We start from the raw sequence: 21613 nt of genomic DNA on the forward strand, positions 1-21613 counted from the left end.
GATACGGAAACTGACGCACTGCACCCCCTGGACGGCCCACACCGTAGCCGGGGGAACCTCGTTTATCCACACTCAGGACAAAGTTCGTTCGATTGCTGCCATACCTATTGGCGAGCCGCGAAAAGAGGTCTAGCTTCGTGCGCTGTCGCAGTGACCTCAGAGGTGCGGTGACGAAGAAGTGACCGGAGAAGCGACCAAGAGGGGTGGGTGACCACATGCAGCGCACACCACATCACAGGTCCAGATCGCGCCGCGGTATCGCGGCGGCGGTGGGGATCGGGGCCCTGACCGCGTCCCTGCTGGGCGGGAACGCCACCGCGAGCCCGTATCCGGATCCGGGGCTGAAGGAACGGATGGCGACAACGTTGTCCCTTCCCTCGCCGCCGGGCGGGGCCAACGTCAAGGTGCTGGTGTTCCACGCCTCGGCCGGCGACGAGTCGCCGACCGTCGACGCGGGGATCGCGGCCATCGAGAAGATCGGGCTCAGCGGTCCGGAGGCCGGGCGTTTCAAAACCGTGGCCACCGACGACGCCGGGGTCTTCACCAACGGCAAACAGCTCGGAAAGTACAACGCCGTCGTCTTCCTGACAGGCGGCGGTGACGTCCTCGACCCGGAGCAGGAAGCGGGCCTGGAGGCGTACATGGAGGCCGGTGGCGGCTTCCTCGGCATCCACGACGCGGCGCGCACCGAGCCGTACTCCGACTGGTTCACCGGCCTCGTCGGCGCCCGTCCCGCGGCGGACAGCCCCACGGCCGTCCAGCGCGCGACCGTGGAGATCGGCGACCGGCAGCACCCGGCGACGAAGAACCTCCCGCTGGAGTGGAAACGTCCGGACACATGGCTGAACTGGAAGACCAACCCGTCCGGTGCCGTGCACACCGTGGCCCGGGTCCGCGAGCTCACCTACACCCCGGGCAAGAGCGCCAACGGCTGGGACCACCCGGTCTCCTGGTGCCGTGACTACGACGGCGGCCGGTCGTTCTACACCGCCATGGGCGGTACGGCGGCGAGCTTCGCCGAGACCGATTTCCGGGACCACCTGCGCGGCGCCCTGGCCTGGACGAGCCGCATGTCGCAGGCCGACTGCAAGGCCACGATCGACTCCAACTACACAGCCGAGCGCCTCACCCAGCCCAACCAGCCCGGCACGAACGACCAGATCGGTGAGCCCCACGGCCTGGTGACGGCGAAGGACGGGCGGGTCTTCTACATCGGGCGCGGCGGCGCGGACAGCAGCGTGCCCGTGGTCACCGACTGGAACAACCCGGACGTCGGCAAGGGCTGGGGCGAGATCCACGTCTACGACCCGGCGACCAAGAAGGTCACCCTCGCCGGCCGGCTGAGCATCTTCGGCAACAAGGGCGGCGGCGACGAGCTGGTCAAGGTGGAGGAGGGCCTGCTCGGCATCGAGCTGGACCCGGACTTCGCCACCAACGGCTGGGTGTACCTGCACTACACCCCGCACGCGAAGATCGACCGCGACAAGCAGATGGCGGTGCGCCAGGTCTCGCGCTTCACCTTCGATCACGCCACGAACAAGCTCGACCTGGCGTCGGAGAAGGTGCTGCTGTCCTGGCCGGTCCAGATCCACAGCTGCTGCCACGCGGGCGGCGGCATGGCCTGGGACTCCAAGGAGAACCTCTACATCGCCACCGGGGACAACAACTCCTCCGGCTTCAGCGACGGTTATTCGGGCAACAACCCGCAGCCGAACTACAAGGGCGTGTCCTTCGCCGACGCCCGCCGCACCGCGGGCAACACCAACAACCTCAACGGCAAGATCCTGCGCATCCACCCGGAGGACGACGGCACGTACACCCTGCCGCAGGGCAACCTGTTCACGGGCAAGGAGCCCGACGAGGGCGGCGGCAAGACCCGTGGCGAGATCTACGTGATGGGCGTGCGCAACCCGGCACGCATCTCCATCGACAAGTCGACGGACACCCTGTACGCGGGCTGGGTCGGCCCCGACGCCGGCGCTCCCAGCACCACCTGGGGTCCGGCGAAGTACGACACGTTCGCCGCGATCACCAAGGCCGGCAACCACGGCTGGCCGTACTGCATGGGCAACAAGCAGCCCTACCGGGACCGCAACCTGCCCGACCCGTCCAAGCCGCTCGGCTGGTACGACTGCGACGCGCCGAGGAACGAGTCGCCGAACAACGACGGCCTGGTCAAGCTGCCGCCGGTCACGTCGAACACCATCTGGTACTCGCCCCAGGGCGGCGGCGTCGACTACCCGCGTGACGCCAACGGCATCCCGAGCTACAAGGTCGAGGACCAGAAGCAGCTCCTTCCCTGGCTCAAGGGCGGCGGCCAGGCCACGATGAACGGTCCGGTCTACCGCTACGACGCGGCGAGCACCAGCGAGGCCAAGTGGCCCTCGTACTGGGACGGGAAGTGGTTCGTCGGTGACTTCTACGACGACACCCAGCCCCGCCACGCCGTGCTGACCGACCCGAAGACCGTCGGCAAGGGCGGACTGCCCACGCACGCCGAGTCCCTGAAAAAGATCATCCCGGTCGGCGCGACCGGTATCCGCAACCTGATGGACTGGAAGTTCGCCCCGGACGGCTCGCTCTACGTCCTGGACTACGGCCGCGGATTCTTCACCTCCGACTCCAAGTCCGCGCTGTGGCGCGTGACCTACAAGGGCGGCGGTCCGACCCCGGCCGCCGCAGACCTGGCCAGGAAGGCGGCAGCGCAGTGAGACGACCCATGCTCCTCGCCCGACAGCGGTACGGGCCCGCACACTGGTGGCTCGCCCTGTTCGGCTCGTTCCTGATGGTCCTCGGGCTGGCTTCGACAGCGGCCTACGGACGGGAGGACGACCGGGCGGCGGCCGCGGCCGACCAGGTCCTGACCTGGACGGCGGGCGACCCCATCGACCGCTATCTGTCGGCGCCCAAGACGGCCGTGGCCGGCGCCGCGACGCTCGTCTTCGAGAACAGCGCGGCCACCGGCAACACCACGGGCATGCCGCACACCCTGACCTTCAGCGTCTCGGACGTGGAGTTCAACAACGACGTCGCGGTCAACATCCTGGCCAACCCCAGTGACGCCGAGGGCGGCAAGCACAGCGTCCAGGTGAACCTCACCCCCGGCCGGTACTTCTACCACTGCACGATGCCGGGCCACGGATCGATGCAGGGCATCCTGACGGTGACCGAGGGGGGCGGCGAGGACACGACCGCTCCCGAGACCTCGGCGACCGTGGCCGGCGACAAGAACGCCGACGGCGCGTACATCGGCCAGGCGACGGTCACCGTCGCGGCCACCGACGCCGGTTCCGGTGTCGGCACCGTCGAGTACGCGGTCGGGGCCGACGGGGCCTGGCAGCCGTACACCACGCCCGTCGTGGTGAACGAGGTGGGGACCCACACGATCCGCTATCGCGCCACCGACAAGGCGGGCAACGCCGCCGCAGAGAAGTCCGTCGACTTCGCGGTGGCCGCACCCCCGACGGACGACAAGACGCCGCCGGAGACCTCGGCGACCGTCTCGGGCGAGAAGGACGCCGCCGGCGCCTACCTCGGCATGGCCACGGTCACCGTGACCGCGTCCGACACCGGCTCGGGCGTCAACACCATCGAGTACGCCCTCGGTGCCGACGGAGCCTGGAAGGCGTACACCGCTCCCGTCATGGTGCACGAGGTGGGCTCGCACGCCGTCCGCTACCGCGCCACCGACAAGTCCGGCAACGTGGCGGCCGAGAAGTCCGTCGACTTCCAGGTCGTGGAGCCGCCGTCGCAGGACAAGACGGCGCCGGTGACCTCCGTGGCGGTGACGGGCGACAAGAACTCGGACGGCGCGTTCATCACGAGCGCCAAGGCCACGGTGACCGCGACGGACGCGGACTCGGGTGTGGACAAGGTCGAGTACTCCCTCGACGGCGGGCCGTATCTGGCCTACACCTCCCCCGTCATCGTGGACCGTGTCGGATACCACACCTTCGCCCACCGGGCGACGGACAAGGCCGGCAACACCTCGGCGGCGAAGCAGTCCTCGTTCACCATCGCCGAGAGCGGCGGAGTCCCGCCGCCCAACTGCCCGGAGTACGACGAGCGGCTCACCGTCATCGTCGGGACGGTCGACTCGGGAGTCCCCAACCGGCTCACGGGCAACCGCTGCACGATCAACGAACTGATCGAGGACGAGAAGGACTGGTCGTCGCACGCGCTGTTCCTCAAGCACGTCGACAAGGTCCTGGACAAGCTGCTCACCGACGGGGTCATCGACACCCGTGAGCACAAGAAGATCTACAAGGCGGCCAAGCAGTCCGGCATCGGCAAGCCGGGCCAGGACGAGGGCTACACCAAGCTCTTCGACGGCACGGCCGCGTCCCTCGCGAAGTGGGAGCAGGTCGGCGGCGGGAAGTTCGGGCTGAACACCGAGGACGGCTCGATCACCAGCTCCACCACCGTCGACGGCATGGGGATGCTGTGGTTCCCGGCCAGGCAGTACGGGGACTTCTCGCTGAAGCTCCAGTGGCGGGACGACGCCCCGGGCGCCGGCAACGCCAACGGCGGAGTGTTCGTCCGCTTCCCGAACGTCCACGAGCAGCCGGAGGAGTCCCGGCCTGAGTGGGCGGCGATCAAGTACGGCCATGAGGTCCAGATCAACGACCGGCCCGACGGCGACATGTACAAGACCGGGTCCCTCTACGGATTCGACCGGGTGGGTCTCGGCGGCGCCGGGGTCACGCCCAAGGGCACCTGGAACGACTACGAGATCCGGGTGGTGGACCAGCACTACTCGGTCTACCGCAACGGTGTTCTGCTGAACGAGTTCGACAACACCGGCGGTCAGCTGTTCGAGCCGCCGCGGGGCGACGACCCGGGGACCGACGGCCGGCGGTACGCCTCCGGCTATGTCGGACTCCAGGTCCACAGCACCACGGACGTGATCTCCTACCGCGACATCCGCATCAAGGAGCTGTAGGTCAGAGGCGCGGACGGGAGGCCGTGGCGGCATGCTCGGGCATGCGGCCACGGCCTCCCGGATGCCGATGGCGCCACACCCAGAAGACCGTGCACGAGACCACCGCCCAGATCGTCAGCACGAAGTAGGGGAATACGTACTGGTGGCCCTGGTAGTAGACCGCCGTGTGCTGCGCGTTGACCGAGGCGCCGGGCGGCAGCCAGCGGCCGATGTGCCCGAGGGCCGAGGGCAGCAGCGGCCAGGACACCGCTCCGCCTGACGACGGGTTGCCGAGCAGCACCATGACCCCCCAGGTGGGGATGATCGCCCAGCGCCCCATGAGGGTGTTGAACATCGTGAAGACCATGCCCGACGTGAACATGGTGAAGGCGAGGATCGCCCACGACTGCACGAAGGGCAGATCGAGCGCCTCGAGCCCCCAGTCCACGATCGCGGCGATCGCGAATCCGCCGAGCAGCGAGTAGCTCACGGTGAACAGGATGCGTTCCAGCGGGTTGAGGGCGCGCGCGTGCACGCTGAGCTGGATGGCTCCGAGGAAGCCGATGATGACGGCGGCGATCGAGATGTAGAAGAGGGCGAGGCCCCGCGGGTCGCCCTTCTGGAGGGGCATGACGTCCTGCACCTTGAGCGGGACGCCGGTGGTGCGCGCCACCTTCGCCCCGGTCTGCTCCAGCAGTTGGGCCACGGTCGAGCCCGAGGCGCCGGCGACCTGCATGAACACCCCCTGCCCGGCGGTCCGGAAGATCACGAAGACCTTCTGGTCGTCGAGCGCGTCGCGGGCCTGCGTGGCGTCCGGGTACCGGCGGAGATCCAGCGAGGCGTCGAGCGCGTCCTCCATCCCCGCGATGAACTCCTTCGTGTGCGGTGCCCGGGTGTCGACGACGGCGGCCGGAATCTCGCGAGGCGTCGGGTTCGCGAGCGCGTACGTGTAGGAGGCGGCGAAGAGACCGGCCGAGGCGGAGATGATGAGGGCCACGACCATGGCGGGGAGGTAGGGCGATTTCTTGTACGCTTCCCACTTCTCCCGCCGGGTCAGTGGCCGGCCGTGCGCCCCGTGTCCGCCGTCGGCTCCGGACGTCATGCAAGGCCCCCGTCGTCGTGGCGGGCGCGGCTGGGCTGTACCCGCTTCGGCTCGCCCGGCATCTTCGGGTACTCGGGCGGATAGGGCAGGTCGCCGAGTTCGTGGTCGTGCTCGTCACGCCGCGCGAGTTCCAGCAGCGCGTCGAGGCGGAAGGCGTGGTCGTCCATGTCGGCGTGCAGATCGCCCACCTCCGCGAAGCGCGCGGGCATGGACCGGAGGTCGAAGTCGCGGGGTTCGGCGTCGTCGACCTCCTCCCAGCGCAGCGGTGCGGAGACCGGGGCGTGCGGGAAGGGGCGTACGGAGTAGGCGGAGGCGATGGTGCGGTCGCGAGCCGTCTGGTTGTAGTCGACGAAGATCCGCTCGCCCCGTTCCTCCTTCCACCAGGCGGTGGTCACCCGGTCGGGCATCCTGCGCTCCAGCTCCCGTCCGACCGCGATGGCCGACCGCCTCACCTGGGTGAACGTCCACTCGGGGACGATCGGCACGAAGACGTGGATGCCGCGCCCGCCGGAGGTCTTGGGCCAGCCGCGCAGGCCGTGGTCGTCCAGGACCGAGCGCAGTTCGTGGGCGGCCCTCACCGCATCGGCGTAGTCGGTGCCGGGCTGCGGGTCGAGGTCGATGCGGAGCTCGTCGGGGTGGTCGGTGTCGGCCCTGCGCACCGGCCAGGGGTGAAAGGTCAGGGTTCCGAGGTTGGCCGCCCAGAGGACGGCGCCGAGCTCGGTGGGGCACATCTCGTCGGCGTGCCGGCCGCTGGGGAACTCGATCCGGGCGGTGGGGGTCCAGTCGGGGAGGTTCTTGGGCGCGCGCTTCTGGTAGAAGAAGTCGCCCTCGACCCCGTCGACGAACCGCTGGAGCGTGGTCGGCCGCTCCCGCAGAGCGCGGAGGATGCCGGGTCCCACGGCCAGGAAGTAGTCGGCCACGTCCTTCTTGGTGTAGCCCTTGTCAGGGAAGTACACCTTGTCCGGGTTGGACAGCCGCACGGTCCGCCCGTCCACATCCAGTTCCACCGCTGTTCCTGCGCCCATGCCGAACACCGTAGGCGGCACCCACATATGCCGCATATCGGAAGACGTGCCCGGTGCGCGGGGTGAGAATCGGGTCATGGACCTGCCGGTGATGCCTCCCGTGAAGCCGATGCTCGCCAAGTCCGTGTCCGCGATCCCCCCGGGCATGCAGTACGAGGCGAAGTGGGACGGCTTCCGCGCGATCGTGCACCGGGACGGTGACGAGGTGGTGATCGGCAGCCGGACGGGCAAGCCGCTCACCCGGTACTTCCCCGAAGTGGTCGCCGCCGTGCGGGAGAACCTGCCGCCCCGCTGCGTGATCGACGGCGAGATCGTCCTCCCGTGGGAGGGGCGTCTGGACTTCGACCGGCTGAGCGAACGCATCCATCCGGCCGATTCCCGGGTGCGGCTGCTGGCCGCGGAGACGCCGGCCGCCCTCGTCGTCTTCGACATCCTCGCGCTGGACGACACGTCGCTGCTGCCCGCCCCGCAAACCGAACGCCGTACGGTCCTGGAAAGGGCGCTGGCCGGCGCGTCCGCACCGGTGTACCTCGCCCCGGCCACCACGGACCAGGCCCTCGCGCAGGACTGGTTCGAGCGCTACGAGGGCGCGGGGCTCGACGGTGTCGTCGCCAAACCGCTCGATCTGCCGTACCGGCCCGACACCCGCGCCATGTACAAGATCAAGCACGAGCGGACCGCCGACTGCGTGGTGGCGGGCTACCGCTTCCACAAGAGCGGCCCGGTGGTCGGATCGCTCCTGCTCGGCCTGTACGACGCCCAGGGCGCGCTGCAGCACGTGGGCGTGTGCGCCGCCTTCACGATGAAACGGCGCGCGGAGCTCCTGGAGGAGCTGGACCCGCTGCGCATCGACCCCGCCGCGCATCCCTGGTCGGCGTGGGCGGACGCGACGGCGCACGAGGGCTCGCGACTGCCCGGCGCACCCAGCCGCTGGTCCGGCAAGAAGGACCTGTCCTGGGTGGCGCTCAGCCCGGAGCGGGTCTGCGAGGTGGCGTACGACCACATGGAGGGCGACCGCTTCCGCCACACCACCCAGTTCCGGCGGTGGCGGCCGGACCGCACGGCCACCGGCTGCACCTACGCGCAGTTGGAGGAAGTGGTGCGTTACGACCTGTCCGAGGTGCTCCGGCCGGGCTGATCCCTCAGAGGGCGGGGGTGGTGCACGGGTCGTCCTCCGGCCCGCCCGTGGGTGAGCTGCTGGGCGAGGGGCCGGGACCGTCTGGGTCCGTGGGGCACTCCGGAGGAGTGGTGCCGGGGTCCGGGTCCGGTGAGGTCGTCGGGTCGGGTGAGGTCGTCGGCTCCGGTGACGTCGTGGGGTCGGGCGACGTGGTGGGGTCCGGCGTGGGCGTGGGGTCCGGCGTGGCCGGATCGGTCGGATCGGCGGTGCCGGTCGGGTCCGGGCCCGGACCGGTCGGGCTCGGGGGGCCGGAGGGCCCGGTGGTGGGCGAGGCGGAGGGGCTCGGTGAGCCCGTCGGCTGCGGGCCGACGACGATGCGGCCTCCGCCCTTGCCGGGGGCGCCGGGGCCGCCGACCGGGGCCTGGGGCGCGTGCGGGCCACCCGCGCCGGGACTCCTCGGGACCACTCCCCTGCCGTCGGCCACCCTGTGGACGCCCTTGCGGTAGTACTCCAGCCACGACAGCACCGTCCGCAGATAGGTCTCCGAGTGGTTGTAGCTGAGCACCGCCCGGTCCAGGTCCGCCCGGACGGACAGGTTCCGCGTGCCTGCGCAGAGGTAGTGGCCGGCCGCGAGGGAGGCGTCGACGACATTGCCCGGGTCCTTGCGTCCGTCGCCGTTCCCGTCCGCGCCCCAGTGCGCCCACGTCGAGGGGATGAACTGCATCGGCCCGACGGCTCTGTCGTACGTCGCGTCGCCGTCGTGGGCTCCGCCGTCGGTGTCGGGGATGTGGGCGAAACCCGCGCCGTTGAGGACCGGGCCGAGGATGGGTGTGAGCGTCGTGCCCGCAGCGTCCACCCGTCCCCCGCTCGCGTGGCCCGACTCGACCTTGCCGATCGCCGCGAGCAGCTGCCACGGCAGGCGGCAGCCCGGATCGGTGCGGGCGAGCGAGCGTTCGGCGTTGCGGTAGGCGGCCAGGACGGTGGCGGGGATACCCGATTCGGCCCAGGACCGCACGACGGCCGGGGAGCCCGGCTCGCGGCCGGCCCTGGGGGGTTCCGGTGACGTCAGGGGCGGAAGCTCCGTGTGGTAGCTGTCGTCGTTCGGCACTTCGGTCCAGACGACCTCGTCCGTCGCGGCCGTCGTCTCCGTGCTGTCCGCGCCCGCGGCGATTCCGGGCGCCTGCGACGCCGTCAGCGCCGCCATGGCGGCCACCGCGGTGGCGGTGCCGCCGAGTCCGCGGCGCATCTTTCCGTTGAACCTCACGCGTGCTCCTCTCCTCCGGGTCACCGGGTGAACGTGTCGATGGCCGAGATGCGCCAGGCGCCGTCCCGCAGGACGGCGTCCACGGCGAACATGGCGGCCGCGTAGGTCGTCTCCTCCTCCTTGCCGGTACGCGTGTTGCTCTGGTCGGCGAACACCAGCAGCCTCGCCCGGTCGCCGTCGAGTACTTCGACCCCGCTCCCGGTGACGGTCGTGGTGAGCACGAGCTTCTGCTTCGGCGCCTGGGCCCGTACCTCCGCGAGCATGTCCCGGTGCTGCTGGACCGCCTTGCCGACGAGGTACGTGCGGGCAGCGCGGTCGGACTTCCCGGGTGAGGCGTAGTCGTACGAGAAGACGGCTCCGACCGCCTCCGTGATCCGGCCCTTGACCTCGCTGGTGCGGGCGATGTCGGTGAGGGCGGTGTTCTGCCGGGCGGGTTCGTCGCGCAGGTCGGCGGCGGTGCTGAACGCCCAGACGGCGAAGGCCCCGAGGAGGACGGTCGCGGCGCATAGCAGGGCGGGGAGCGGGATGCGCAGGCGTGGCAGCCGCCCGCGCGGTGGTCCGTCCCCCGCGGGCTTCTCCTCGGCGGCAGCCCCGTCGCGGGACGGTGGTTCAGGGGTGTTCCCGGCCTGCGCCGGTTCCTGCCGGCTCTCGTCGCGGCCAGGTTCGTCGGCCGGAGCAGCCGAAGTACGCGGCGGCGTCGCGGTCGCGGCGACGGCCAGGCGGCGGCGCCGGTTGACGAGGTGACGGGTCGTCGACATGTGCGGTGGTCCTCTCGAAGGGGGCGGGTCAGCCGGCCGTGCTGCCGACGGGCGCCTGGCCGAGGGCGCTGAGCTTCCAGCCCGCGGAGGTGCGGGTGAGCTGCCCGAGCATGCGGCTCTCCTTCACCGCCGGCTTGCCCTCGGGCGCGGTCACCGTGACCCGGAGTGCCACCATCACCGCGGCCTTGCCGGCCCGGTCGTCGAGCTCCGTCACGGCTCCGGACAGGATCTTCGCGGTGCTGACCGTCTTCGCCGCCTCGATCTGCTCGACGAACGCGTCCCGGCCGTCGACGAGTTGTCTGTGCAGATCGCCGGTGGTCGAGTCCTCCCAGCTGTCGAGCCCCTCGTCCAGCTCGGCGTGGTCGAGCGTGTTCATGTTCTGCACGGCCTGCTCCCCCGCCGCCAGCGCGTCGTCGCGGGCCTGCGCGTAGGCCGCCGAGTCGTCGTGCGCGGCTTCGTAGCGGGACCAGCCGCCCCAGCCCGCGACGCAGGCCGCCGCGATCGTCAGCGCGACCGCCGCCGCCGTCAGGGGGTTCCCCGTCGTCCGTACCCGTGCCATCGGTGCCTCTCCCCTTACCTCGACGTGATGTCGACGATCCGCCAGTGGCCGCCCCGCAGTTCCGCGGTGACGGACAGCTGGGCCGCCGCCGTGGTGGCCGCCTTGCCCTCGCGCTCGTAGACCTGGTCGAGGAACACGAGCAGGTGGGCGCTGCCGCCGCTGAGCCGGGTGACCCCGGCGCGTACGACCTGGCTGGTGAGCGTCAGTCTCTGGGCCGCCGCCTGCTTCTCGACCTGGCCGAACAGGGCGGCGTACTGCTGGAGTGCCTTGCCGCCGAGCAGCTGCTTCGCCGACTCCTTGGTGGCGGCGGTGGCCTGGGGGCTGTACGAGAAGACCTTGCCCAGCGCGCTGCTCACGTCGCCCACGACCCGGGTGGTCGCGGCGGTGTCCGTCAGCGCGTGGTTGGAGGTGGCCGGGGTGTCGCGCAGCTGGCGCCCCTGGGCGAACAGGGTGCCGCCCGTCGCCAGCAACGCGACGGCGAGGACGGCGGCGAGTGCGCGGGGCCATCGCCGCGGGCGCGGAGGGGCCGGCGGCCCGGGTTCCGTCACGGGGCCGGTCTCCGGCAGGATCGCCGTCGTGCCCGCGCTCTGCTTCATGAGCCGCTCCCGACCGGTAGTGCTTCGAGTGCCTTGACCTTCCAGCCCTGACCGGTCCGCGCGAGGGTCGCCTCGAAGCGCTTGCGCTCGGTTCCGCCCTTGCCGGTGCGCGGGGTGATCTCGACGTCCACCGTCGCGATGAGCGCCGCGGTGCCGGCCCGGTCGTCGAGCACGGTGAGCGCGGCGTCGGTGACCTTGCCGCGTGCGGTGGCGCCGGACTGGGTGAGTTCGGCCGCGTCCTTCTTCCGGGAGCTCTCCAGCCGGTCGTGCAGCGGCCCGGTGGAGGATCCGAGCCATGCCGTGAGCCCGGATTCCACGCCGTCGGTGCTCCCACCGTCCATGCTGGTCAGCCTGGCCAGGTGCCGCTTGCCGTCGGCGAGCGCGGCGTCGCGGTCCTTCGCGTATGCCAGCGTGTCGTCGCCGCGCGCCTGGGCGTACGACCACGCGCCGAGGGCGCAGACCAGTGCGGCGGCGAGCAGCGCCGCCCAGCCGAGCCCGGCTCGCGTACGGTCGCTCATGCGCCGCCTCCCAGGCCGAGCAGGCCGGCCATGCCTTCGGCCGCGCGCGGGGTGCCGGTGGCGGCACCGAGGGCTCCGGGGAGGGTCGAGCCGGGTACGGCCGGTTCGGGGACGGGCCCGCCGTCCGGGGCGTTCGCGCTGCCGCGCACGTTGATCCCGCTGCCGGGCGTGGAGGCGCACCGGGCCTTGGTGTTGGCGGCGGGCGCGGGCGAGAGGTCGGTGCCCTCACGGTAGGTGGTACCGCCGTATCCGGAGGTGCAGGGCAGCGGTTCGAAGAAGGTGACGGACATCCCGAACCTGGCGCCGTCCCCGTCGATGGCACTGGAACCGGCCGCCGCGACGGCGGGCACCTTCACCAGGAGTTCCTCGAGTCCGCGCTGCCGGGTCACGGCGACCTCGGAGGTGGTGAGGAGGTTCGCGACGACCACCCCGAACTCGGGGTCGAGGTCCCGCAGCAGCCCGCTGATCTGCTCGGTGGCTCCGGGTGCCGCGGCGATGAGCCGGCGGAGATCTGTGTCGGAGCCCTTGAGTTCGGCGGCGAGTTCCTTCGCTCCGGAGGCGAACCCCTTGAGCGCCTCGCCCTGTTCGGACTGGGTACGCAGCACGGTCTCGCCGTCGGCCATCAGCTTCGTGGTGGTGGGCAGGGCCTCGTCGGCCGCCTCGACGAACTCGCCACTGGTGTCGAGCAGGACCTGGAGGTCGTCGCCCCGCCCCTCGAAGGCCGCGCCGAACTCTTCCACGACCGTGCGCAGGGCCTCGGTGTCGACGGAGGCCGTCAGATCGTTGACGCTGGTGAGGACGTCGGTGACGGGGGCGGGGATGGTCGTGTCGGCCTGGTCGATGACGGAGCCGTTCCCGAGGAACGGGCCGTCCGCGCGGGTGGGCCGCAGGTCGATGTACTGCTCGCCGACCGCGGAGAGGTTGGCGACGACGGCGTGGAGGCTGTCGGGGATGGGAGGCGCGTCGTTCTCGATGCGCAGTTCCGCCTCTACCCCGTCGTCGGTGAGCTCGATGGGCCCGACCCTGCCGACGGACACCCCCCGGTAGCTGACGTCGGAGTGGGTGTACAGGCCGCCCGTCTGCGGGAGTTGCACCGTGACGGTGTAGTAGCCGCGCAGGCCGATGTAGTGGCCGAGGTCGGCGTACCGCGCACCGAGGTAGCCGAGGACGAGTACGGCGATGAGGAGGAAGGCCACGTTCTTGAGGCGGACGGCTGTGGTGATCATCAGCGGGTGCCTTCCGTTCCGGGTGCCGTGACCGAGGGCAGCGGGAGGGGCAGCGCCGCACCCGCTCCCGTGCGGGTGCCGGACGCCGCCGGTGTGGTGTCCGGCGTGAGCGCCGGAATGATCTGGGTGCCGGGCACGGCCGTCACGTCGAGGTAGACGTTGAGGTAGTCGCCCTTCACCCCGCGCAGCACCTCGTCGGTGAACGGGTAGGTGAGCAGCACCTGGAGGGAGTCCGGCAGGTCGTCCCCCGAGTCGGCGAGTGCGGTGAGCGTGGGTGCGATGGCCTCCAGGTCGGCGATCATGTCCGCCTTGCTCTTGTTGATCGTGTCGACGGCGACGGTGGACAGGGAGTCGAGCGAGCGCAGCATGGTGAGGAGGGAGCCGCGCTGCTTCTCCAGGACCTTCATGCCGGGGGTGAGCCCCGTGAGGACCGTGCCGACGTCCTGCTTGCGGGTGGCGAGCGTGGCGGAGAGCCGGTTCACGCCGTCGAGTGCCTGGGTGATGTCCGCCTTGTGGTCGTCCAGATTGGTGACGAGCGTGTCGACGCGCTTCAGCATGGAGCGGATCTGGGGTTCCTGGCCCGCGAGCGCCTTGTTGAGCTCGGTGGTGATGGTCTTGAGCTGGCTGACCCCGCCGCCGTTGAGGAGCATCGAAAGGGCTCCGAAGACCTCTTCGACCTCGGGGTTGCGGTTCGTGCGGGAGAGCGGGATCCGGTCGCCGTCCGCCAGTGCGCCGCGGGCGGTGCCGGCGCTCGGCGGTGAGAGCTGGACGAACTTCTCGCCGAGGAGGCTGGACTGTTCGAGGTGGGCGTACGCGTTGGCGGGCAGGTCGATCGTGCCGTTGACGCGCATGGTGACCTTCGCGGTCCAGCCCCCGGGCGTGAGCGCGATCCTGGTGACCCGTCCGACGGCGACGTCGTTGACCTTGACGGACGACTGCGGGGCGAGGCTGAGTACGTCGCCGAACTCGGCGGTGATCTCGTACGGGTGGTCACCCAGGTCGGCGCCGCCCGGCAGCGTCACCTGGTCGATGCCCGTGAGGGACGGCAGGCCCACACCCGTCGCGACGAGGGTGAGGCCGACTCCGGCGGCGACCAGGGCGGCCAGGCCCGCGAGCGCGCGGTTGCCGGGTCTGCGCGGAGCGCGGCTCATCGGGTCGCCTCCTTCTTGTTCTCCTGCGTCCCGGTCTTGTCCGGGGTGCCGTAGACGGTGCCTACGGCCGGCAGCGGCAGCGCGGGCAGCTTCTTCTGACGGGCCGAGTCCACCGGTGCGAGCCCTGCCGGGCCCGCTCTCCCCGTTCCGGGTCCGGTGAGGGGTCCGCCCATCGACAGTTCGTTGAGGTTGGTGCGCCCGTTCAGGGTCCGGTTCGCCGGGTCGTAGGCGTTGAGCACGTTGCCCGCGGCGAGCGGCAGTGTGTCCAGGGACTCGGCGAGCGAGGCGCGCTGGTCGACCAGGGTCTGGGTGAGGGGCACCAGGAGGTCCACGTTCTCCTTGAGGGCCCCTCGGTTCCTCTGGATGAAGCCCTTGACCTGGCCGAGCGCCTTGCCCAGTTCCTTGAGTGCCGCGCCGAGGTTCTTCCTGTCGTCGGCGAGGAAGCCGGTGACGGAGTTCAACTGCTGCTCGGCGGCCCGTACGTTGCCGTCGTTGTCCTTCAGCATCGTGGTGAACGTCTGCAGGTAGGACAGCGTGTCGAAGAGGTTGCCGCTGCTCTTGTCGAGGGTCTTCGTGGCCTTGCCGAACTGCTCGATGGAGTCGCCGATGGCCTTTCCGTTGCCGTCCAGGTTCCTGGCCCCGGTGTCGAGGAGTTCGGCGAGCGCCCCGTCCGTGTTCGCCCCGTCGGGGCCGAGCGCGGTGGAGAGTTCGGTGATGGACGCGTAGAGCTGGTCGACCTCGATGGGCGTGGCGTTGTCCGCCGCGGGCAGCACGGCGTCGTCCTTCAGCAGCGCTCCCCCGCTGTACGCCGGGGCGAGCTGTACGTACCGGTCGGCGACCAGGCTCGGGGCGACGACCACCGCGTGTGCTTCCTCGGGCACCTTGACGCCCTTGTCGAGCCGCAGGGTGACCCGGACCTCCCGGCCGTGCGGTTCCACGGACTCGACGGTGCCGACCCTCACACCGAGGATCCGCAGGTCCGATCCGGCGTAGACGCCAGTGGCCTGGTCGAAGTAGGCGGTGATGGTCGTCTTCCCCTGGTCGTCCATCGCCATCACCCCGGAGGTGGCGGCCACGGCCACGACGGCGAGTCCGGCCGCGATGCCGGTGACGCGTGTGCGTCTCATGTCAGCTCCCTCCCTGCTTCGGTGGCATGCACCCTCCGTCGGCCGGGGGTGTGCCCGCCGGCAGATAGCTCTTCGGGACGACGCCGCAGACGTAGTTGTCGAACCAGCGGCCGTTGCCGAGGGTGTTACCGACGAGGCGGTTGTAGGAACCGGCCAGCGAGAGCACCTTGTCGAGGCTCTTGCGGTTCTTCACCAGCACGGCGGTGACCCTGCCGAGGGAGTCCAGGGTCGGCTTGAGCTGCTTGTCGTTGTCCGCGACGAGCCCGGTGAGCTGGGTCCCGAGGTTCCTCGTGCCGGTGAGGAGCAGGTGGATGGAGTCCCGGCGGGCCTGGATCTCGCCGAGGAGCAGGTTCCCGTCCTCCAGGAGCGTCTCGAAGCTGCTCTTCTTGTTCGCGAGGGTCTTCGTCAGCCGCTTGCTGCCCTTGAGGAGGGTGGCGAGCTGGGCGTCCCGCTCGGAGACGGTCCTGGACAGGGCGGACAGTCCGTCGGCGGCGCTGCGCACGTCCGGCGGGGAGTCCTTGAAGGTGTCGGAGATCGTCTCGAAGCTCTTGGCGAGCTGGGCCGTGTCGATCTCGTCGATCGTCTCGCCGAGGCCGTTGAAGGCCTGGGTGACGTCGTACGGCGAGGTCGTGCGGCTCGCGGTGATGCGGGACCCGGGGTCCTGCGGGGCGTTGCCCAGCGGGTCGACCGCGAGGTACTTGTCGCCGAGCAGCGTCTTGACGGCGATGCCCACGGTGGAGGAGTTGCCGATCCAGGCGTCCTCGACCTCGAAGTCGACCTTCACCTTGGCGCCGTCGAGCGAGACCCCGGTGACCTCGCCGACCTTCACCCCGGCGATGCGTACCTCGTCGCCCTCGTCGAGGCCGGCGGACTCGGTGAAGTCGGCGCTGTAGGAAGTGCCACCGCCGATGAAGGGCAGCGCGTCGGCACGGTAGGCGGCGAGGCCGACGAGGACCAGGACGAGGAGTCCGACGGTGCCGACGGCGACGGGGTTGCGTTCCCGCACGGGCTTGATCCTCATGCCTGGCACCTCGGCTGACCGATCGTGATGCCGGTGGGCGGGGCACTGCCGTCCTCGGTCGTCACCCCGCTGATCCTCGCTTCGCAGAGGTAGAGGTTGAGCCATGACCCGTACGAGGTGAGGCGGGTGATCGCCTCCATCTTGGCCGGGGTCCGGCGGAGGAAGTTCTCGATCTGGGGCGCGTTCCTGTCCAGCTGGTTGCCGAGGCGCCCGAGCTGGGCGATGTCCTTCTTGAGCGGCTTGCGGCCGTCATGGAGGAGCCCGGCGGTGACGGTGGTCAGCGCTCCCATCGCCGTGACCGCCTCCCCCAGCGGCTTGCGGTCGCCGGAGAAGCCGGTGACGAGCTTCTGCAGGGTGACGACGAGGTCATTGAAGCCGGCCTCGCGGTCGTTGACGGTCTTCAGGACCGTGTTGAGGTTCTTGATCACCTCGCCGATCACCTTGTCCTTGGCCGCGACGGTGCCGGTCAGCGATCCGACGTGGGAGAGGATGCTGTCGACGGTGCCGCCCTCGCCCTGGAGGACCTGCACGATCGATCCGGCCAGCTGGTTGACATCCGGTGGCGACAGGCCCTCGAAGAGCGGCTGGAAGCCGTTGAACAGCTGCGTGAGGTCGAGCGCGGGCCTGGTGCGGGACAGCGGGATGGTCGCGCCCGCTCCGAAGCTCTCGCCGACGGGCCCGGCGCCCTGGTCGAGGTCGATGTAGCGCTGGCCGACCATGTTGAGGTACTTGATCGACGCCGTGACCGAGGCGGGCAGGTCACGGCCCCGGCGTACGGCGAATCCGACCTCGGCCAGGCGCTTGTCGGCGACCCGGATGGACTCGACCTGGCCGACCTCGACGCCGGCGATCCGGACGCTGTCGCCGACGACGAGCCCGGTGGCGTCGGTGAACCGTGCCTTGTACGAGGTGGTGTCGCCGACGCCCGTGTTGGCGATGGACAGCCCGAGGACGGTGGTGGCCAGGACGGTCACCACGACGAAGACGAGGGACTTCACGAGGGGACCCGCGAGGGAGCGGCGCTTCACTTGAGCTTCACCTCCGCACCGCGGAAGGCCGGTCCGATGAGCACGCTGCTCCAGTCGGGCAGGTTCTGCGGCTGGACTTTCAGTGAGGGGGCGACCAGTTCGTTGACGAGCCGGCTCTCCTCGGGGGAATTGGGCATTCCGAGCGCGGTGCCGTCGGCGTCGGCCTCGGCGTCCCCGGACCTGGCCGCGGTGCTGCCGGGGGCGGACGCGGTCCGGGCGTCGGCGGTCGGTACCGCCCTGCCGGTGTAGGGGACCGAGTAGCAGTGCGGGCCGCCGGTCGCGCCGTAGACCGGGGTGTCCCTGCCGGTGACGTACTTGCCCTTGGACTCGACGGGCCTGAGCGTGACGTGCAGGCCCGGTTCGTCGGTGCCCTTGCCGAGCGCCTTGTCCATGGCGGGGACGAAGCCGGCCATCGTCCGCAGGGTGCAGGGGAAGGCGTCGGAGTACTCCGCGAGGAGTTCCAGGGTCGGCCTGCCCGAGGCGGAGAGCCGGATCAGGTTGTCCTTGTTCTTGCGGAGGAAGGAGGTCACGTCCTGCGCCGATGCCGTGGTGGAGCCGTACAGGTCGGCGAGTTCCGCCTGCTGTTCGGCGATGGTGCCGCTGGTGGTGGTGAAGTCGGTGAGCGCGTCCAGGACGTCGGGGGCGGCATCGGCGTACAGCGTGCTCACCTTCACGAGTTCCCTGATGTCCGCGTTCAGGGTGGGGAGTTGCGGGTTGAATTCCTTCAGGTGGGCATCGAGGGTGACCAGGGTGTCGCCGAGCTTGCCGCCCCGCCCTTCGAGTGCCTGGGACACGGCGTTGAGAGTGGCGGCCAGCTTCTCGGGCTTGACCGCGGTCAGCATCGGCAGGACGTTGTCGAGGACCTCTTCGAGTTCGACGGCGTTGCTGGACCGGTCCTGCGGGATCACCGCCCCGGCCTTCAGCGGCTGCGAGGAGGGGACCGCCGGAGGCACGAGCGCGACGAAACGCTCGCCGAAGAGGGTGGTGGGCAGCATCTGGGCCGTGACGTCGGCGGGTATCCGGCCGAGCCTGCCGGGTTCGATGGCGAGGGTGAGACGCGCGCCGTCCCCGTCGGCCGCGATGTGGCGCACCTCGCCGATCACGACACCGCGCAGTTTCACGTCGGCGTTGTCATGCATCTCGTTGCCGACGCTCCCGGTGCGCACGGTCACGGTGGCGTCGTCCGCGAAGTCCTTCTCGTACACCGAGACCGACACCCAGACGAGCACGGCGGGCACGAGCACGAAGGCCACGCCCGCGAGTCTGCGGCGCACTGTCTGCGCCGTGGAGGTACGCATCAGCCGGCCACCTTCACGGTTGTCGTCGCACCCCAGATGGCGAGCGAGAGGAAGAAGTCGGTGACGCTGATGAGCACGATGGCGTTGCGCACCGACCGGCCCACCGCGACGCCCACGCCGGCCGGCCCGCCGGTGGCGTGGAAGCCGTAGTAGCAGTGGGCGAGGATCACCAGCACGCTGAAGATCAGCACCTTGAGGACCGACAGCAGGACGTCGTCCGGGGAGAGGAAGAGGTTGAAGTAGTGGTCGTAGGTGCCCGCGGACTGTCCGTTGAACAGGACCGTGATGTAGCGGGACGCCAGGTAGGAGGAGAGCAGACCGATCGCGTACAGCGGGATGATGGCGACGACTCCCGCGATGATCCGCGTGGTGACGAGGTAGGGCATGGAGCGCACGCCCATCGCTTCTAGGGCGTCGACCTCCTCGTTGATCCGCATCGCGCCGAGCTGGGCGGTGAAGCCCGCGCCGACGGTGGCGGAGAGGGCGAGACCTGCCACGAGCGGGGCGATCTCGCGGGTGTTGAAGTAGGCGGAGATGAACCCGGTGAAGGCGGAGGTGCCGATCTGGTCGAGGGCCGCGTATCCCTGGAGTCCGACGACCGAGCCGGTCGCGAGGGTCATCGCGATCATCACGCCGATGGTTCCGCCGATGACCCCGAGTCCGCCACTGCCGAAGGCGACCTCGGCGAGGAGCCGTTGTACCTCCTTGAGGTAGCGGCGCAGGGTCCGGGGAACCCAGAGGAGTGCCTTGACGTAGAAGGTGAGCTGGTCACCCGAGCGGTCGAGCCAGCCGAGCATCGACATCGGTCAGCCCCCCTTCGGGGGGACGATCTGCAGATAGATCGCCGTGAGGATCATGTTCACGAGGAACAGGAGCATGAAGGTGATGACGACGGACTGGTTGACCGCGTCGCCGACGCCCTTCGGTCCGCCGCGCGGGTTCAGTCCCCGGTACGCGGCCACGATGCCCGCGATGAAGCCGAAGATCAGGGCCTTGATCTCACCGACGTAGAGGTCGGGAAGCTGGGCCAGGGCGGAGAAGCTGGCGAGGTACGCGCCTGGGGTCCCGTCCTGCATGATCACGTTGAAGAAGTAGCCCCCGAGTGTCCCGACCACGGACACCAGGCCGTTGAGCAGGACCGCGACCAGCATCGTGGCCAGGACGCGGGGGACGACGAGGCGCTGGACGGGCGAGACGCCCATGACCTCCATCGCGTCGAGTTCTTCGCGGATCTTGCGGGAGCCGAGGTCGGCGCAGATCGCGGAGCCGGCGGCCCCGGCGATGAGCAGTGCCACGATCAGCGGGCTGGCCTGCTGGATGACCGCGAGGACGCTGGCGCCTCCGGTGAAGGACTGGGCCCCGAGCTGTTCGGTGAGCGAGCCGACCTGGAGGGCGATGACCGCGCCGAACGGGATGGAGACGAGGGCCGCCGGCAGGATGGTGACGCTGGCGACGAACCAGAACTGCTCGATGAACTCCCGTAGCTGGAAGGGCCGGCGGAAGACCGCGCGGGCGACCGCCAGGGCGAGGGCGAAGAGCTGACCGGTCTGGCGCAGCGGGGCGAGGAGCCGCGAGGGCGGCCGCTGCGCGGGTGTCACCCCGGCCCTCTCGGTGCCGGGGCCCGGCGGCCGCAGGGGCAGCGGTGCCGTCATCGGCGCCCACCGTCCAGAGCCGGCGTGTAGCTGTTCAGGATCGCCGTACGGGCTGCTTCGGGCAGTGTGCCCATCATCGAGTTCACCCGTTCCCGGCGGCGCAGCGCCCCCTGCCGCACGGGCATGCCCGGCGAGGGCTCCAGCTGCGGGACGACGGTGCGGGGCGCCGCGTGGCCGTGGCCGTTGGTCTGTTCGGCCGCGAGAGTGGCCGCGTCCTTCTCCTCGGACATGCCGATGGGCCCCTCCCGTCGTCCGGAGAGGAACTGGGAGACCACGGGTGTGTCGCTGGTGAGCAGGACCTCGCGCGGCCCGAAGGTGACGAGGTTGCGGCAGAAGAGCATGCCCATGTTGTCCGGGACGGTGGCCGCGATGTCGAGGTTGTGGGTGACGATGAGCATCGTCGCGTCGATCTGGGCGTTGAGGTCGATGAGCAACTGCGAGAGGTAGGCGGTGCGCACCGGGTCGAGTCCTGAGTCCGGTTCGTCGCAGAGGATGATCTGCGGGTCGAGGACGAGTGCGCGGGCCAGGCCGGCCCGCTTGCGCATCCCGCCGGATATCTCGCCGGGCAGCTTCCCCTCGGCGCCGAGCAGACCGACGATGTCGATCCGTTCCATGACGATGCGCCGGATCTCGGACTCCTTCTTCCGTGTGTGTTCACGCAAGGGGAAGGCGATGTTGTCGAAGAGCGACATCGAACCGAAGAGTGCGCCGTCCTGGAACATCAGGCCGAAGAGTTTGCGGGTCTCCATGATCTCCCGCTCGGGGCTGTTCACCATGTCGACGCCATTGATGAGGACGCGTCCCTTTTCCGGCTTCAGCAGTCCGATGATGGATTTCAGGAACACGGTCTTTCCCGTACCGGAGGGACCGAGCATGACGCTCACCTCACCGGCCGGCAGCGTGAGGCTGACGTCCTGCCAGATGTTCTGCTTGCCGAAGGACTTCGTGAGGCCTTCGACGACTACTTCGATTCCCATCGGCCCTCCCTCGAGGTGGTGGTGAACGGCGTCATCTGTCAGCGCTCCGGCTCCGGTACATGCAACGGACGGCTTGTCACACATGCACCAAGGGGCGCACGTTAGGTCCGTCGAAACCGCCAGGACAAGCGGTTGAGCAGCGGAATTCGCCGGACTTCGATCTTCGGGCGGCCCACTTGTCACCGGATGACAAATCCCTGTCGCGGGTTTGTCGTCATCTGCGCAAGCACTCCGTGCCCGCCGGGGCACCACGGTCCGGGGCCGGAGCCACGG

General features: G+C 70.1%; 19 protein-coding genes. 3 read left to right on the forward strand and 16 right to left on the reverse strand.

Annotated elements, in window-relative coordinates; all coding sequences use genetic code 11:
- The first annotated feature begins 215 nt into the window (after positions 1-215).
- Positions 216-2711 (forward strand): ThuA domain-containing protein, encoded by a 2496-nt coding sequence (locus OG206_RS04495; protein WP_327112397.1) that lies wholly within the window; start codon positions 216-218, stop codon positions 2709-2711.
- Positions 2708-4942, forward strand: coding sequence for an OmpL47-type beta-barrel domain-containing protein (locus OG206_RS04500; protein ID WP_442805799.1), 2235 nt, complete (start codon positions 2708-2710; stop codon positions 4940-4942). The genes OG206_RS04495 and OG206_RS04500 overlap by 4 nt, the downstream gene beginning before the upstream one ends.
- Position 4943: 1 nt before the next feature.
- On the opposite strand, the gene OG206_RS04505 is transcribed toward OG206_RS04500, so the two are convergent.
- Together OG206_RS04505 and ligD are read right to left on the reverse strand one after the other, a co-directional pair.
- Positions 4944-6023: an ABC transporter permease gene (locus tag OG206_RS04505; RefSeq protein ID WP_327112399.1), complete on the reverse strand. Its 1080-nt coding sequence runs from the start codon at positions 6021-6023 to the stop codon at positions 4944-4946.
- Positions 6020-7030, reverse strand: coding sequence for a non-homologous end-joining DNA ligase (gene ligD / locus OG206_RS04510; protein ID WP_327122184.1), 1011 nt, complete (start codon positions 7028-7030; stop codon positions 6020-6022). The genes OG206_RS04505 and ligD overlap by 4 nt, the downstream gene beginning before the upstream one ends.
- 94 nt (positions 7031-7124) lie before the next feature.
- On the opposite strand from ligD, the gene OG206_RS04515 reads away from it, so the two are divergent.
- Positions 7125-8186: an ATP-dependent DNA ligase gene (locus tag OG206_RS04515; protein ID WP_327112401.1), complete on the forward strand. Its 1062-nt coding sequence runs from the start codon at positions 7125-7127 to the stop codon at positions 8184-8186.
- A gap of 4 nt (positions 8187-8190) precedes the next feature.
- Here OG206_RS04515 and OG206_RS04520 read toward each other — a convergent pair whose 3' ends face one another.
- The 14 genes from OG206_RS04520 to OG206_RS04585 are packed head-to-tail and all read right to left on the reverse strand — an operon-like array spanning position 8191 to position 21340.
- The gene (locus OG206_RS04520; RefSeq protein WP_327112403.1) at positions 8191-9429 is read right to left on the reverse strand and encodes a lytic transglycosylase domain-containing protein; all 1239 of its coding nucleotides are present in this window, start codon (positions 9427-9429) and stop codon (positions 8191-8193) included.
- Positions 9430-9449: 20 nt separating this feature from the next.
- Positions 9450-10187, reverse strand: a complete 738-nt coding sequence (locus tag OG206_RS04525; RefSeq protein ID WP_327112405.1) for a hypothetical protein — start codon at positions 10185-10187, stop codon at positions 9450-9452.
- Positions 10188-10215: 28 nt separating this feature from the next.
- Positions 10216-10746 carry a nuclear transport factor 2 family protein gene (locus OG206_RS04530; RefSeq protein WP_327112407.1) on the reverse strand — a complete coding sequence of 177 codons (531 nt, stop codon included), beginning with the start codon at positions 10744-10746 and terminating at the stop codon, positions 10216-10218.
- 14 nt (positions 10747-10760) lie between these two features.
- Complete coding sequence (locus tag OG206_RS04535) at positions 10761-11342, reverse strand: hypothetical protein (protein ID WP_327112409.1); 582 nt, start codon at positions 11340-11342, stop codon at positions 10761-10763.
- The gene (locus OG206_RS04540; RefSeq protein ID WP_327112411.1) at positions 11339-11860 is read right to left on the reverse strand and encodes a hypothetical protein; all 522 of its coding nucleotides are present in this window, start codon (positions 11858-11860) and stop codon (positions 11339-11341) included. The genes OG206_RS04535 and OG206_RS04540 overlap by 4 nt, the downstream gene beginning before the upstream one ends.
- Positions 11857-13086, reverse strand: coding sequence for an MlaD family protein (locus tag OG206_RS04545; RefSeq protein WP_327112413.1), 1230 nt, complete (start codon positions 13084-13086; stop codon positions 11857-11859). Before OG206_RS04545 ends, OG206_RS04540 begins: the two co-directional genes overlap by 4 nt.
- Positions 13086-14237, reverse strand: a complete 1152-nt coding sequence (locus OG206_RS04550) for an MCE family protein (RefSeq protein WP_327112415.1) — start codon at positions 14235-14237, stop codon at positions 13086-13088. The genes OG206_RS04545 and OG206_RS04550 overlap by 1 nt, the downstream gene beginning before the upstream one ends.
- A complete protein-coding gene (locus OG206_RS04555) occupies positions 14234-15364 on the reverse strand; it encodes an MCE family protein (protein WP_327112417.1) in 1131 nt (376 codons plus the stop codon). Before OG206_RS04555 ends, OG206_RS04550 begins: the two co-directional genes overlap by 4 nt.
- A gap of 1 nt (position 15365) precedes the next feature.
- Positions 15366-16385, reverse strand: coding sequence for an MCE family protein (locus OG206_RS04560; protein ID WP_327112419.1), 1020 nt, complete (start codon positions 16383-16385; stop codon positions 15366-15368).
- Positions 16382-17413, reverse strand: coding sequence for an MCE family protein (locus OG206_RS04565; protein ID WP_327112421.1), 1032 nt, complete (start codon positions 17411-17413; stop codon positions 16382-16384). Before OG206_RS04565 ends, OG206_RS04560 begins: the two co-directional genes overlap by 4 nt.
- Positions 17410-18711, reverse strand: coding sequence for an MCE family protein (locus OG206_RS04570; protein ID WP_327112423.1), 1302 nt, complete (start codon positions 18709-18711; stop codon positions 17410-17412). The genes OG206_RS04565 and OG206_RS04570 overlap by 4 nt, the downstream gene beginning before the upstream one ends.
- Positions 18711-19514 carry an MlaE family ABC transporter permease gene (locus tag OG206_RS04575; RefSeq protein ID WP_327112425.1) on the reverse strand — a complete coding sequence of 268 codons (804 nt, stop codon included), beginning with the start codon at positions 19512-19514 and terminating at the stop codon, positions 18711-18713. Before OG206_RS04575 ends, OG206_RS04570 begins: the two co-directional genes overlap by 1 nt.
- Positions 19515-19517: 3 nt before the next feature.
- Positions 19518-20363 (reverse strand): MlaE family ABC transporter permease, encoded by an 846-nt coding sequence (locus OG206_RS04580; RefSeq protein ID WP_327112427.1) that lies wholly within the window; start codon positions 20361-20363, stop codon positions 19518-19520.
- On the reverse strand, positions 20360-21340 hold the full coding sequence (locus OG206_RS04585) for an ABC transporter ATP-binding protein (RefSeq protein WP_327112429.1): 981 nt from the start codon (positions 21338-21340) through the stop codon (positions 20360-20362). The genes OG206_RS04580 and OG206_RS04585 overlap by 4 nt, the downstream gene beginning before the upstream one ends.
- Positions 21341-21613 lie beyond the last annotated feature (273 nt).

Origin of the sequence: Streptomyces sp. NBC_01341 (assembly GCF_035946055.1) — a bacterium.
Taxonomy (GTDB): Bacteria; Actinomycetota; Actinomycetes; order Streptomycetales; family Streptomycetaceae; genus Streptomyces.